Here is a 12517-nt window from a genome sequence, read left to right as displayed (position 1 = left end):
CGGCTTAAAGCCACTCCAGGCTCTTGCCTTCGAGTTTGAGCACGCGATCCTGTGGTATTTCGAGGTTCGCGGCCTCGTCCTCGGCCATATCGAGCACGAAACGGAACAGGGTGCGCATGACGCCGCCATGCGTCACGCAAACCGTCTTGCGGTCGATCTCGTCGAAGCAGGGTTTCACCCGTTCGAGCAGCATCTGGTAGCTTTCCGCCCCCTCGCCCGGCGGCTGAAAATTCCATTTGTCCAATGCGCGGAACCGGCTTGCTCCGGGAGACTGTGTCTCGAGTTCGGCAAAGGTAAAACTCTGCCAGTCGCCGAAATTGACCTCGACCAGCCTGACATCGGTTCGATAGGCGAGCGGATCGAGTTTCATCGCGGCGCGGATGCGTTCCATCGTTTCGCGCGTCCGCCGCATCGGGCTGGCGACGAAGTCGAATTCCCCGGGATCGCCGACAAGGTCGGCCAGCCGACGCCCGTTTCCGGTCGCCTGCTCGCGGCCAAGGGCATTGAGATCGGTGTCGGCCTGGCCCTGAAGCCGGAATTCGGCGTTCCACGCGGTCTGGCCGTGGCGCACGATATAAACCAGCGGGTACATCAGGTCTTCCGGAGGTCGGGCCAGGGCCTGGGCGGAGGATGAGCGGAGGGCGTTATTCCTTGACCGTCGAAATATCAGGCGCGTCGACCGCCTTCATGCCCACCACGTGATAGCCGGAATCGACATGGTGCACCTCACCGGTGACGCCACGCGACAGGTCGGACAGGAAATAGACGCCGGAATCGCCGACCTCCTCCTGCGTGACCGTCTGCTTCAGCGGCGAATTGTATTCGTTCCACTTCAGTATGTAGCGGAAGTCGCCTATGCCCGAGGCGGCCAGCGTCTTGATCGGGCCGGCCGAGATCGCGTTGACGCGGATCTTCTTGCCGCCGAGATCGACGGCAAGGTAACGCACGCTGGCTTCGAGCGCGGCCTTGGCGACGCCCATGACGTTGTAGTGCGGCATCACCTTCTCGGCGCCGTAGTAGGTCAGCGTGAGCAGTGAACCGCCCTCGGTCATCAGCGCCTCGGCGCGCTTGGCGATGGTCGTGAAGGAGAACACCGAAATGTCCATGGTGCGCAGGAAATTGTCGCGCGTCGTCTCGACATAGCGGCCGGTCAGCTCGTCCTTGTCGGAGAAGGCGATGGCATGGACGAGAAAATCGAGCTTGCCCCAATGCTTGGCGACATTGGCGAAAACCTCGTCGAGGCTCGCCGGATCGGTGACGTCGCAATGGCCGGCGACAAAGGCGCCCAGTTCCGCCGCCAACGGCTCGACACGCTTCTTGAACGCCTCGCCCTGATAGGTCAGCGCGATCTCGGCGCCATGGTCGACGCATGCCTTGGCGATGCCGTAGGCTATCGACCTGTTGTTCGCGACGCCAAGAATAAGTCCGCGCTTGCCGGCCATCAGGCCCTGTCCACCCGCCATGTGAGCGCTCTCCGCAAGGTTTGTGCTTTGTGGAGTGCCTATCGCACAGGCACACAGCCCCTTCAAGCGCTCAAACCGGACAGTTCGGGGGACAAGAGCGCTGGATCAGCCTTTTTGACCACGCAGCAACGCTTCGAGAGCGCTGTCGCCGCCCTCCGGCAGCATGATGCGGACATGCGCGTAGAGATCGCCGTGGCCGCCGGCCTTTTCCGGCAGGCCCCTGCCCTTGAGCCGCAGGACCTTGTCCGAGCTCGACCAGGCGGGGACGTTGACCGCCAGCCTGCCGGTCGGCGTCTCGACCGGCACCTTGGCGCCGAGCACCGCATCCGCCAGCGACACCGGCAGATCGGCATGCAGGTCGCGGCCCTCGATGCGGTAGCGCGGATGCCGGCGGATATGGATCTTGACCAGCGCGTCGCCGGGCTGGCCCGGCCCCTGCTCGCCCTGCCCCTTCAGCCGGATGGTCTGGCCATCCTCGACAAAGGCCGGCAGTTTGACCGCCACCTTGCGGCCATCCGGGAACATCGCCGTCACCTTTTCGGCGGTCGCCGCTTCCTCGATGGTGACGTCGAGCGTGACGTTCAGATCAGCCGCCGTCGCCGGCTGGCGGCGGTCGCCCATGCCGGCACCGCGCGCGCCGGAAAAGGCGTCGCCGAAGATCTGGCTGAAAATATCGCTGTTGCCGTCGAACGGATCACCGCCCGGGCGCCCCGAACGGAATTCGAATCGCGAACCGCCGGCGCCTTGCTGGCGGCGAAACCCGGCAAAGGGGTCGCCGCCACCGGCGGCGCCCTCAAAACCCTGGAAGCGCGGCTTGCCGTCGGCGTCGATCTCGCCACGATCGAAAGCGGCACGGTTCTTCTCGTCGCCGACGATCTCATAGGCCTGATTGGCCGCGGCAAAACGGTCCTTCGCCTTGGGATCATTCGGATTCTGGTCCGGATGATGTTTCTTGGCGAGTTTCCGGTACGCCGATTTTATGTCCTTGGCCGATGCGTTCTTTGCAACGCCCAGGACCTCATACGGGTCGCGCATGCTTCCTGCCCTGGAAATGAGTTGAGTCCATACTTGCCCCCTATATGCGCTCGGATAGGAAGAAATTCCAGTAGCGGGTGGCCATATTGAAGGCGGAAAATCAGAGCCTGATCCGAAAGTCGGCGGCTGAGGCTTGGCGAGGGATTTTTGCCGATCCGGAAGGAGCCGATCGCAGCCGATATCGGGATATCGGCAAGATCGGCGACGCGCTGGGCGGCGAAAAGACCCGCCAAGCCGACCCGATCGACTTTCGGATCAGGCTCAGAGCGCCTTGAAGCCCTGCATGCGCCAGCCGCCGGCGCTGGCCAGGCAGAGCTCGCCCTCGAACATGGCAACGCCGTCAAAGCTTTCGCGCGAAGCCTTGAAGCGGCGGCAGGTCTGGCCCCGGTCTTTCAATTCCGCGAGTTCGGTGATGGAGCCGCGTGAACCGGTGCCGGCATTGGCCCACGGCACGGCCTGGCCGCCGAGCTGCTCGATGTCGGCGGAGGACACCGCATTGCCGATCGTCGTCTGGTCGGAGTCGCGATCCGAATCGGCAGGCGCCGATTGAGGCTGCGTGCTGCTGGTCAGGATCGAGCGGTCGACTTCGGCTTTTTCCAGGCTGAAGCCACCCGCGCCGCAGGCGGCAAGCGGCAAGGCGGCCGCCACGATCGCCGCTTTCGCGCTGGCCGAAGCGATAACGCTCCATTGCCTGCTGTCAAAAGCTTGCGCGATACGCGACAATCGGCAACCTCCCTGATTTCGTGACAATTTGAGAAAAACTATGAGTGACACAGAGTTAACAACCAGTGACTTTACCGAAGTGGCTGAGCCGTTTCGCCTCTTTGCCGCATGGCTTGACGACGCCACCAAGAGCGAAATCAACGATGCCAACGGCGTGGCGCTGGCGACCGTCGACGCCGAAGGCATGCCGGATGTGCGGATGGTGCTGCTGAAGGGGTTCGATGAAGGCGGCTTTGTTTTCTACACGAATTTCGAGAGTGCGAAGGGCCAGGAGATTCTTGGCAGCATGAAGGCGGCGATGTGTTTCCACTGGAAATCGCTGCGCCGCCAGGTGCGCATTCGCGGCCCGGTGGAGATCGTCAGCGATGCCGAGGCCGACGCCTACTACGCGACGCGCCCACGCGGCAGCCGCATCGGCGCCTGGGCGTCGAAGCAGTCACGGCCGCTGGAAAGCCGCTTCGCGCTGGAGAAAGCTGTCGCCGAATACACGGCGCGCTACGCCATCGGCGAGATTCCGCGCCCGAAGCACTGGTCGGGTTTCCGCATCGTGCCGAAGACGATCGAGTTCTGGCACGACCGTCCATTCCGGCTGCATGACCGGGTGGTCTTTACCCGCAACGCCCAAGGCGATTGGGACAAGACGCGGCTCTATCCCTGAAAGGGCAAGGCCTCAGCTCTTCTTCCTGGTCATGAACGCGGTGAGCGCGGCGCGCGCCTCATCCGACTTCAGCCGATCGCGAAAATGCTGGCTTTCCTCGCCGATGCGGGCAACGAGGTCGTCGCGCGAGCCGCGCATGAGATCGCGCGCGATCTTCAGCGCCTGCGGCGGCTTAGTGGCGATCTGGCTGGCGGCCGCAAGGACCGAGGCCTCCAGCGCGGCCTCCTCGACCACATCGTAGATCAAGCCGGCGGCCTTCGCGCGCTCGGCGGAAAAACCTTCGCCTAGGCCGAGCAGCGCGAAAGCGCCTTGCTGACCAAGGATGCGTGGCGCCAGCAAACTGGAGCCAGCCTCGGGCACCAGGCCAAGATCGACGAAAGGCGTCCTGAAGACGGTGCGCGGCGTGGCGAAGGTCAGGTCGCAATGCAGGTTGATCGTCGTGCCGATGCCGACCGCGATGCCGTCGACGCCGGAGACGATGGGTTTTTCGACCCTGGCCAGCGCCATCAGGAAATCCCAGACTTCCGTGCCGCCGTCACCGCCGGTGGCGACAACCATGAAATCGGCAAGATCGTTGCCGGAGGAGAAGGCGCCGGGCACGCCGAGGAAGACATGGACGCGGATCGCCGGATCGGCGTCACCCTCGGCAAGCGCCGCCGACATCTTTGCGTACATGGCACGCGTCAGCGCGTTCTTCTTGTCCGGGCGGTTCATGCGGATGATCTGGATGGCGCCCTGGCGCTCGACGAGGATATGGTCTGTCACGGTCTTCTTCCCTGGTGAGCGCTAAGAGAATTCAAGCTGATATCAGCGCCTTGCCGGCGGCAGCGAGGCTCTCCGCGCCGTCGATGACACGCTCCTTCAAGGCGCGTGCCTCGCCGAGCAGGTTTTCGGCGAAGAAGCGGCACAGGGCGATGCGATCCTGATCGGCAAGAGCGCCGCGCGCCAGATAGGCGCCGCCGGCGGCAAGCGAGATCAGCCTGAGATACGGCGTCGCTCCCGCCAGCACCTCTTCCATCCGGCCGTCGGCCGACGGTTTCTGCAGGAAGCGCGTCGCTTGCGTCAGGTCGCTAAGGGCTGCGTCGAGAGCATCGGCGGTGCGGCCGAAACCTTGCAGGTTTGAGGTCCGCACGGCGTTGGCGACGGCGGCCAATTCGCCGATGAAGCCATGCACATGTTCGCCGCCGCCGAGCGGCAGCTTGCGGGTGACCAGATCGATCGCCTGGATGCCGTTGGTGCCCTCGTAGATCGGCGCGATGCGCGCGTCGCGGTAGAAGGCTGCCGCACCGGTTTCCTCGATGAAGCCCATGCCGCCATGCACCTGCACGCCGAGCGAAGCCACCTCGACGCCGACATCGGTCGAAAACGCCTTGGCCAGCGGCGTGAGCAGGTTGGCGCGATCACGCCAATGCGCAGCCTGATCACCATCCGAGACGCGCGCCATATCGATGGCGTGGGCGCAGGAATAACTGATCGCCCGCGCCGTCTGCGTCAGCGCCTTCATGGTCAGGAGATTGCGCTGCACGTCGGGGTGATGGACGATCGGCGCCATGCCGGCGCCGGCATAATCCGCCGCCTTGCCCTGGCGGCGCTCATTGGCATAGGCGATCGCCTTCTGGGTGGCGGCTTCCGCGACCGCGACACCCTGCATGCCGACGGCCAGGCGGGCATTGTTCATCATGGTGAACATGCAGGCGAGACCCTTGTTTTCCTCGCCGATCAGCCAGCCGATGGCGCCGGGTCCGGCGCCCTGGAAACCGTCGCCATAAATCATGGTGCAGGTCGGCGAAGCATGGATGCCGAGCTTGTGCTCGAGGCCGGAACAGAAGACGTCGTTGCGGGTGCCAAGCGAGCCATCATCGTTGACGAAAAATTTCGGCACCAGGAACAGCGAGATGCCGCGTGTGCCGGCGGGCGCATCGGGCAGCCGAGCCAGCACCAGATGGATGATGTTGTCGGTGAAATCGTGCTCGCCATAGGTGATGAAGATCTTCTGGCCGAAGATGCGGTAGGTGCCGTCGCCAGCGGGCTCGGCGCGGGCGCGCAAGCCGGCGAGATCGGAGCCCGCCTGAGGCTCGGTCAGGTTCATCGTGCCCATCCATTCGCCGGAGACGAGCCTTTCGAGATATTTCGCCTTGAGCGCTTCGGAAGCGTGCTTGTCGAGCGCTTCGACCGCGCCCATGGTCAGCGTCGGGCCGATGCCGAAGGCCATGGCGGCCGAGTTCCACATTTCGAGCGCGGCGACGCCCAGCATGGTCGGCAGCGCCTGGCCGCCATACTCTTCCGGCCCCGACAATGCGTTCCAGCCGCCATCGATCCAGCGGCGATAAAGCTCCTTCCAGCCGCGCGGCATGGTGACGGCGGCATCCCTAAGCACCGCACCTTGCTCGTCGCCGATCTTGTAGAGCGGTGCCACCTCCTCGGTGGCGAAACGGCCGGCCTCGCCAAGGACGGCGTCGACCAGGTCCTCGCCGAGATCGCCGAACCTGCCGGCATCAAGGGCGGATTTCATGCCGGCAACATGCTTCAGCGTGAACGCGATATCCTCGACCGGTGCCCGATACATGCCGCTCGATCCTCCTGATGCACCGGCCTCGCCAATCCTAGAGCCGGCGCGGCTGCAAAACCATCCGCCTTTGGGCGGTCTCCCCGTTTCTTTTTACGTAAACGTCAAACTTTGTCACGTGGATTTTGCAATCGCGCCGGCCTGTATTAAATTCGATAGGCGCCGCATCAAGCCGACCGGCGACAGACCAGAACCAGCCGACCGGAACAAGCCCATGCTCGCCAGACCCGACGCCTATCGCTGCATCGAATGCGGCTTGCCTTACCGCGCGACAGGGTTTTGGCATCATGGCGGCCAGTTGGAGCACGGTGCGGCCTACTGGTCGGATCGCGGCATATTGTGCTCGCCGCAATGTTCTCTTGCCCACCACCGCAAGCGCGCCGCCGAAGGCACGCTGCAGCAGGAGCCCGCGCCCGATCCGTTTGAATTTCAGCCCTTCAGCCGGCGCTAGCTTCCCAACGGCCTCTGCATCGAGAAGCATTTCCTTAACCATAGCGGTTCACCATCGGTGTTTGATCAACGGGGACCCCCTGTTTGAAAACGCCGGCGCACCTTCTTCGCCGCTCAGCGATCGCTCTTGCGGCGATGATGGCGCTGATATCGGCGTCAAAGGCTTCGGATTTCTCCGAGCCGTGGAAGAACGCCGACCGCGCGCTGGTGATCGACGCCTACGAATACAATTCCATCGACTGGGCGCAGTTGGCCACCGACAAGCGCATCGCCGCCTTCATCAACAAGGCGTCGGACGGCATGCCGCCGCCCTATTTTTGTTTCGGCAGCGACACCGACGTGAAGCTCTGCAAGGCGCTGTGGAAACGCCATGCGGTGACGCGCGAACTGTTTCAGACGCGCCGGGTCGTGGCCAAGGCGCTGGGACTGAAATGGGGCGCCTATCATCTCGCCCGCCCCGGCAATCCGGTCGAGCAGGCCAATAATTTCCTCGATTTCGCCGATCCGGCACCGGACGATCTCATGGCGCTCGACATCGAGGGCATCGATCCCTCGCAATGGATGTCGCTCGACGATGCGGAGGAATTCGTGCGCCAGGTGCATCGGCGCATCGGCCGCTTCCCGGTGCTCTACACCAACGGCAAGACCGCGCAGTACATCGCCGATAACCGCTACAAGTACCGGCTCTTGTCGCGGCTGCCGCTTTGGTACGCACGCTACAAGCCTGATATCGACGTGCATTTTCCGATGGGCAACTGGCAGGGCTACGCGCTCTGGCAATTTTCCGCGCAAGCCAATTGCGGCCGCTTCCGCTGCCCCTACAGGGTGGCCGGCACGCCCAATGACATCGACGTCAACGTCGTGCCGGCGGATGCCGCCATGCTGCGCCAGCAATGGCCCTTTGGCGGGCTCATCGACGTGCCATCCGACTATCTTGCCAGCGTGCCGGTGCCGCTGTCGCGCGAAGCAGCGCTCGCCGGCAAGACCACCCTCATCTATGCGGATGTAGCAACGCCGCCGACCTTCGAGGAAATGGTCGCGGTGCTCGGTTCGCGCTGGTCCAAATTCCGCGACGGGTTCCGCATGCCTGTTGTGAAGACGGTGCCGCGCAGGCCGGGCTTCGGCATCGTGCAATATGTCGCCTGGAAGCGGACCGGGCAACGCCCACCCGAGCAGTTGGACGCCGCCCTTGCCGCGGCCGACCCCGTGAGCACCGGTTCGACCGAAATCGATCGCGGTCAGCCGTAGGCCGCCGCTCCGAAATCTCAGCTCGCCCGCTCGCGCGCCACGGCCTGCCAGCCGATGTCGCGGCGGCAAAATCCGTCCGGCCAATCGATCCGGTCGAGCGCGGCATAGGCCCGCTTCTGCGCCTCGCCGACCGTGGCGCCGGTGGCGGTGACATTGAGGACGCGGCCGCCATTGGCGACCAGCGCGCCGCCGTTGATGGCGGTGCCGGCATGGAAGATCTGGGCGCCTTCGCCCGCCGCTTCCCCGACGCCGCGGATGACCGAGCCTTTTTCCGGCGTGCCGGGATAGCCCCGCGCCGCCATCACTACGGTGAGTGCTGCCTCATCGCGCCAGCGTATGGACGTGTGCGCCAGCTGACCGTCGACGGCGGCATTGAGCAGCACCAGCAGGTCGTCCTTGAGCCGCATCATCAGCACCTGGCATTCCGGATCGCCGAAGCGGGTGTTGTATTCGATCAGCTTCGGCCCCTTGTCTGATATCATCAGCCCGGCAAAGAGAATGCCGGCGAAGGGCGCGCCAAGCTCGGCCATGCCGCGCATCGTCGGCTCGATGATCTCGCGCATGGTGCGCTCAATCATTTCCGGCGTCATCACCGGCGCCGGGGAATAGGCGCCCATACCGCCGGTGTTGGGGCCGACATCGCCGTCGCCGACACGCTTGTGGTCCTGTGCCGTGCCGAAAGGCAGCGCGGTCGTGCCGTCGCAGAGGCAGAAGAAGCTCGCCTCCTCGCCGGTCATGAATTCCTCGACCACCACCTCCGCACCGGCTGCGCCGAAGGAGCCCTCGAAGCAGGCATCGAGGGCCGCCCGCGCCTCGTCCAGCGTCATGGCGACCGTGACACCCTTGCCGGCGGCGAGCCCATCGGCCTTGATGACGATCGGCGCACCCGTCTTTTCGACATAGGCCTTGGCCGAGGCAAGATCGTTGAAACGGCCATAGGCGGCGGTGGGGATGTCGTATCGGGCGCAGAGGTCCTTGGTGAAACCCTTGGAGCCTTCCAGCCGCGCGGCGGCCTTCGAAGGCCCGAAGACGCGGATGTTTTCGGCGCGCAAATCGTCCGCGATACCGGCGACAAGCGGCCCTTCCGGACCGACGACGACGAGGTCGATCTTCTTCTCCCGGCAGAAGGAGGCGACAGCGGCGTGGTCGGTGATATCCATCTTCACCAGTTCGGCCCCAGCGCCGATGCCGGGATTACCGGGGGCCGCGTAAAGCTTGGTCAGCAGCGGCGAGGCGGCGATCTTCCAGGCAAGCGCATGTTCGCGGCCGCCGGAGCCCAGAAGAAGAACGTTCATGGCCACCTCTTGATGCTAACCCTGGAGAGCACCCGCTATTGCTCTCCGGGCGACGGGTCAAGGCATCAGGGTGTTTTGATCCGAATTGCGCACGGGAACGTTATCCCCGGCCGAATATGGGCGCCGAATTCCGGCGCCCATATTCTGGCCCGCTTCAGCCGGGAAAGACCACCGGGAACCAGTCTTCGCGCAATTTCTGCCCCGGCCGCATGCCATGGCCGTGATAGGGCGGCGAGGTACGACCCGGCCGCTCGACATAGTGGGCATCGTCGCCGACCCAGCGCAGCGACAGCGCCCGGCGCCGCGCCGCGGTTAGATTGCCGCGCGCGCCATGCGCGGTGCGGAAGTCGAACAGGATGGCGTCGCCCGGCTCCATCTCCCATTCGAGCACTTTCATCGACGGGTCGTTGTCGGGATCCGGCACCGGCAAATAGTCGCCTTCGCCGGCATAAAAATTGCTGTCGTCGAGCCAGCGCACGGGCAGGATCATCTTGTCCCATTTGTGCGAGCCGGCGATCAGGCGCAGCGTTGCCTCCTTCACCGGATCGATGGGGATCCAGAAGCTGACCGTCTGCTGGCCATCGACGAAGTAATAGGGGATATCCTGATGCCAGGGCGTCGGCTTCTGCGTGCCGGGCTCCTTGACCAGAACGTGATCGTGGAAGAACTGCGCGGTGCGCGACTGCATCACCGCCGCCGCCAGTTCGGCGGCCGGCGACTTCCGCACCAACTCGACGAATTCGGGAATGCGCTCCCAGTTGCAGTAATCGTCGAAGAAACTGCCGCGGCCATTGGCGATGTCGGACGCGGTGGCGCTGCGGTTTTGCATGTTGCGCTCGATGCCGGCGGCAATCGTGTCGACCCAGCCCTTGAACGCGCCGCGGATACAAACCGCGCCGTCACGCTGGTAGTCGGCAATCGTCTCCGCATCGATCAGGCTGGTGTCGATGGCGCGGGCAGCAGTCTGGGGAGCCATGGTGTCCTCCTTTCAGGATCGGGACGACTATCGCAACCCGCATTCATTCAGTAAAATAATAACTTCTCATCTGATACATAGAATCAGACTATGAGAATCAGCCTCACCCAATTACGTTATCTGGTCGCTGTCGCCCGCCACGGCAGCGTCACCGGCGCGGCCAGGGCGTTGAACATTTCGCAGCCCTCGATTTCGGTGGCGATCGACGCGATCGAAAAGGATTTCGGGCAAAAACTGTTCGTGCGCCAGCGCGGCAGCGGCGTCTCGCTGACCTCCTTCGGCCGCGTCGTCGTGGGCAAGGCAAAACAGGTTCTTGCCGAGACCGACGAACTGATGAGCCTGGGGGCGGGCAATTCGGCCGTCGGCGGCGAGTTGGTGCTTGGATGTTTCGAGGATCTGGCGCCCTATTTCGCGCCGGGTCTGATCCGCGCTTTTTCCGAACGCCATCCAGACGTCACGGTGATCGTTCGCGACGAAACGTTCGAGACGCTCGGGCGGCGTCTGACGGATGCCGCCATCGATCTCGGCCTCAGCTATGATCTTGGCCTGCCCGCGCATTTCGCCCGCATCCTGCTGCACGAGCTGCGGCCGCATGCATTGCTGCCGGCAGGTCATGCGCTGGTGGACTATCCCGAGGTCAGCCTGGCGGATCTGGCGGCCTATCCGCTGATCACGACGGACCAGCCGCACAGCTGGCAGCACATGCTCGACCTGTTCCGTGGCCGTGGCCTCTCGCCGGTGGCCGACAGGGCGACAAGCTCGTTCGAACTCCAGCGCAGCATGGTAGCGAACGGATTTGGCGTCGCCGTCAGCTACACCCGCCCGCACGGCGACCGCAGCTATGATGGACTGCCCCTGATCTGCAAGCCGCTGTCGGATCCTCTGCCGATGCAACGCATCATCCTGACCTATGACACGCATCAGCGCGTGTCGAACGCGGCACTGGCATTTGTCGAGACGGCGAAGGCCTGGTTTTCCACGCGCGACATCTTCGCGTCGTGACGGGTTGGCGGCCGTCCCTCGGCCGCTTGCCGCTTGACGGTTTCCGCGGCTGCTGCCACTCCATGGACATGGAACCTATCCAGTCGAAAGCGGCTCAAGGCCGTGTTGCCGATGCACCGAACGGACATTGGGTCTATCGCGTGCTGCCGCGCGCGGTTTGGCCCTATGCGCAGCTCGCGAGATGGGACAGGCCGATCGGCTGGCAATTGCTTTTGTGGCCGTGCTGGTGGTCGGCGGCGCTCGCGGCAAGCGCCTATCCCCGCCCCGGCGACCCGCTGCTCTCGCTGCTGCCGGCGCCATTGTATCTCGTGCTGTTCCTGGTCGGCGCCATCGCCATGCGCGGCGCCGGCTGCACCTATAACGACATCGTCGACGAAGGCATCGACAACCAGGTCGAACGCACCCGCTCGCGTCCGCTGCCGTCGGGCCAGACCACACGCCGTCGGGCCTGGCTGTTTCTTGTCCTGCAGGCCCTGGTCGGCCTTGCCGTGCTTCTGCAGTTCAACAGCTTCGCCATCCTGCTCGGCATCTGCTCGCTGGCGATCGTCGCTATCTATCCATTCATGAAGCGGATAACCAACTGGCCGCAATTGTTTCTCGGCCTTGCCTTTTCCTGGGGCGCGCTGATGGGATGGGCGGTCGAGTTCGGCGATCTCGATGGCCCCGCCATCATGCTCTATATCGGCTCGATCCTGTGGGTGATCGGCTACGACACGATCTATGCGCACCAGGACAAGGAAGACGATGCCATTGTCGGCGTGCGCTCGACGGCGCGGCTGTTCGGCGACAACACCAAGGCGTGGCTGGCCGGGCTTTATGGCGGCACCCTGATCTGCTTCGCCATCGCCTTCGCCTCGGCGCAGGCGCCCGTTGTAGCGCTCGCCGGACTGATCGCCGCCGGCGCCCACATGGCGCGGCAGATCGCGGTTCTGGATATCAACGATCCGGACCAATGCCTGCGGCTGTTCCGGTCGAACAACCAGGTCGGCTGGCTGATCTTCCTCGGCCTGATCGGCGGCGCATTGTGGGTGGCGCTGAAGCCGCTGGTGTAGTCTTCCTTCTCGCCGTCACTATACGGGGAGAAGGTGGCGGCAGCCGGAT

The 12517-nt window shown here is 64.2% G+C and carries 13 protein-coding genes; 5 read left to right on the top strand and 8 right to left on the bottom strand.

Annotated features, from left to right (window positions below; translation table 11 throughout):
• Positions 1–4: 4 nt before the first annotated feature.
• From ACLGL5_RS17700 to ACLGL5_RS17685, 4 genes are all read right to left on the bottom strand, one after another.
• A complete protein-coding gene (locus ACLGL5_RS17700) occupies positions 5–592 on the bottom strand; it encodes a histidine phosphatase family protein (protein ID WP_064983034.1) in 588 nt (195 codons plus the stop codon).
• A 52-nt stretch (positions 593–644) separates the two neighbouring features.
• Positions 645–1463 carry an enoyl-ACP reductase FabI gene (gene fabI, locus ACLGL5_RS17695; protein ID WP_019856962.1) on the bottom strand — a complete coding sequence of 273 codons (819 nt, stop codon included), beginning with the start codon at positions 1461–1463 and terminating at the stop codon, positions 645–647.
• 105 nt (positions 1464–1568) lie between these two features.
• Entirely contained in the window at positions 1569–2498 is a 930-nt protein-coding gene (locus ACLGL5_RS17690; RefSeq protein WP_019856961.1) for a DnaJ C-terminal domain-containing protein, read from the bottom strand.
• A 261-nt stretch (positions 2499–2759) separates the two neighbouring features.
• Entirely contained in the window at positions 2760–3221 is a 462-nt protein-coding gene (locus ACLGL5_RS17685; RefSeq protein ID WP_027046613.1) for an RT0821/Lpp0805 family surface protein, read from the bottom strand.
• Between the two features lie 40 nt (positions 3222–3261).
• On the opposite strand from ACLGL5_RS17685, the gene pdxH reads away from it, so the two are divergent.
• Entirely contained in the window at positions 3262–3879 is a 618-nt protein-coding gene (gene pdxH / locus ACLGL5_RS17680) for a pyridoxamine 5'-phosphate oxidase (RefSeq protein ID WP_069091668.1), read from the top strand.
• A gap of 12 nt (positions 3880–3891) precedes the next feature.
• Here pdxH and ACLGL5_RS17675 read toward each other — a convergent pair whose 3' ends face one another.
• Complete coding sequence (locus ACLGL5_RS17675) at positions 3892–4644, bottom strand: crotonase/enoyl-CoA hydratase family protein (protein ID WP_038645383.1); 753 nt, start codon at positions 4642–4644, stop codon at positions 3892–3894.
• Positions 4645–4675: 31 nt separating this feature from the next.
• Entirely contained in the window at positions 4676–6445 is a 1770-nt protein-coding gene (locus ACLGL5_RS17670; RefSeq protein WP_069091667.1) for an acyl-CoA dehydrogenase family protein, read from the bottom strand.
• Positions 6446–6659: 214 nt separating this feature from the next.
• Between ACLGL5_RS17670 and ACLGL5_RS17665 the strand changes: the two genes are divergently transcribed.
• Together ACLGL5_RS17665 and ACLGL5_RS17660 are read left to right on the top strand one after the other, a co-directional pair.
• On the top strand, positions 6660–6896 hold the full coding sequence (locus ACLGL5_RS17665; protein WP_064983566.1) for a hypothetical protein: 237 nt from the start codon (positions 6660–6662) through the stop codon (positions 6894–6896).
• A 134-nt stretch (positions 6897–7030) separates the two neighbouring features.
• On the top strand, positions 7031–8143 hold the full coding sequence (locus ACLGL5_RS17660; RefSeq protein ID WP_069091665.1) for a glycoside hydrolase family 25 protein: 1113 nt from the start codon (positions 7031–7033) through the stop codon (positions 8141–8143).
• Between the two features lie 17 nt (positions 8144–8160).
• Here ACLGL5_RS17660 and purD read toward each other — a convergent pair whose 3' ends face one another.
• Both purD and ACLGL5_RS17650 read right to left on the bottom strand, forming a co-directional pair.
• The gene (gene purD / locus ACLGL5_RS17655; protein ID WP_069091664.1) at positions 8161–9438 is read right to left on the bottom strand and encodes a phosphoribosylamine--glycine ligase; all 1278 of its coding nucleotides are present in this window, start codon (positions 9436–9438) and stop codon (positions 8161–8163) included.
• Between the two features lie 154 nt (positions 9439–9592).
• A complete protein-coding gene (locus tag ACLGL5_RS17650; RefSeq protein WP_038645374.1) occupies positions 9593–10414 on the bottom strand; it encodes a phytanoyl-CoA dioxygenase family protein in 822 nt (273 codons plus the stop codon).
• A 90-nt stretch (positions 10415–10504) separates the two neighbouring features.
• Here ACLGL5_RS17650 and ACLGL5_RS17645 point away from each other — a divergent pair, with 90 nt between their 5' ends.
• Both ACLGL5_RS17645 and ubiA read left to right on the top strand, forming a co-directional pair.
• On the top strand, positions 10505–11416 hold the full coding sequence (locus tag ACLGL5_RS17645) for a LysR family transcriptional regulator (RefSeq protein ID WP_069091663.1): 912 nt from the start codon (positions 10505–10507) through the stop codon (positions 11414–11416).
• 68 nt (positions 11417–11484) lie between these two features.
• Complete coding sequence (gene ubiA / locus ACLGL5_RS17640; protein WP_038652324.1) at positions 11485–12468, top strand: 4-hydroxybenzoate octaprenyltransferase; 984 nt, start codon at positions 11485–11487, stop codon at positions 12466–12468.
• Positions 12469–12517: the final 49 nt, after the last annotated feature.

It is taken from the genome of Mesorhizobium sp. U510 (genome assembly GCF_059180695.1).
The sequence above is the reverse complement of the archived record's forward strand: the minus strand, read 5'-3'. Positions and strand labels throughout refer to the sequence as shown.